The sequence below is a fragment of the Acinetobacter sp. YH16051 genome, from assembly GCF_013417135.1.
Lineage (GTDB): Bacteria > Pseudomonadota > Gammaproteobacteria > Pseudomonadales > Moraxellaceae > Acinetobacter > Acinetobacter towneri.
The window spans coordinates 1-1119 of record NZ_VPEN01000144.1 but is presented as its reverse complement, the minus strand read 5'-3'; the positions used below and the strand labels follow the sequence as shown (position 1 = coordinate 1119).

Annotated in this window: 1 protein-coding gene; it reads right to left on the bottom strand. The window is 50.8% G+C overall.

From position 1 onward, the window contains the following. Nucleotides 1-763, bottom strand: a 763-nt coding sequence (locus FTV41_RS14950) for a Bcr/CflA family efflux MFS transporter (protein WP_179996786.1), incomplete at its 3' end; no start/stop codon positions are given. Nucleotides 764-1119 lie beyond the last annotated feature (356 nt).

The window sequence follows — 1119 nt, the reverse complement described above, 5'->3', positions numbered from 1 at the left end:
ATAGCAAGCTGAAGCTAAGTTGCGATAACCCTTGCCTCCCCATCATTAGCCAGGGGGCGGTCGAGAAAAAGACGAAAAAGCTGCCCATCCCCGCGCTGTAACAGAGCGTGTACAGCCAGAAGTTCAGGTGTTTCACAGGAGTCAATAGCTGCGACCACTGTAGGTCTGCCGTCCGGTGCCGCCGAGTCTCTGGCCAGAGTCGCCAGGCTGCGATAACAGCGCCTATCATTGCCATCCCTAGCAAGCCGAAGATTGCGCGCCATCCGAGCCACGCGTCGACCAGCGCTCCTAGCAGTGGGCCTATCGCAGGAACCATCGCAAGCATAGAGCCGAGCAAGCCATAGATGACGTTGCTTTCCTCACGGCCCGAATAGATGTCGCGTACCGTCGCGAAAGTGGAAACGAGACATGCCGAAGCGCCGCAGGCCTGAAGAACGCGGAAGCTCAGAAAAAGTTCTGGCGATGAAACTACGGTGAGGCCGAATGAAGCCGCAATATAGGCAATCCCGCCACCAAGTAAAACGGGGCGGCGACCCAGCCGATCCGACAGTGGGCCGAAGAGAAGCTGTCCGGCTCCAAGCAAAACCAGGTATGCCGTCAACGTCAGCTGGATCGTCCCTGCACCGGACCCAAGTGCATCCGCCATGAAAGGCACCACGGGCAGGTACATATCCATGCCCAGTGACGCCAGCAAATCGAATGGTGATAACAGCAATAGCGTGGCGGGAAGAGAATACCGCCAAGAAAAATCTTTTGAGCGCACGAAGCCATCTCCTTAAGTTAAGAATTTGGCGGCGCTCTTGCAGAGCAACTAGGTTCTTGAGAACGCCGCAACAACCGAAAACGAAGGTTGCTGCGGCTTACTTGTCTGCTTTCTTGGTAGCGCTCATGTGCGGGTTATCTCATGGATGAGTCCATATCGTAACAATCTTCACGCTAAAGTGCAAAGAACCTTTTTTTATTACCAATTTTTTTTGATTCGCATAATTCGTCTTATGTTAATTGTAGAAAAATTTCATAATTAAATACGACTTATACTCTCTAATGCTACTTATCGTCTGTCGACTTATTGTCATCACATTTTCATTATTTGGACTCAAATAAGTGATTTCCAATAAT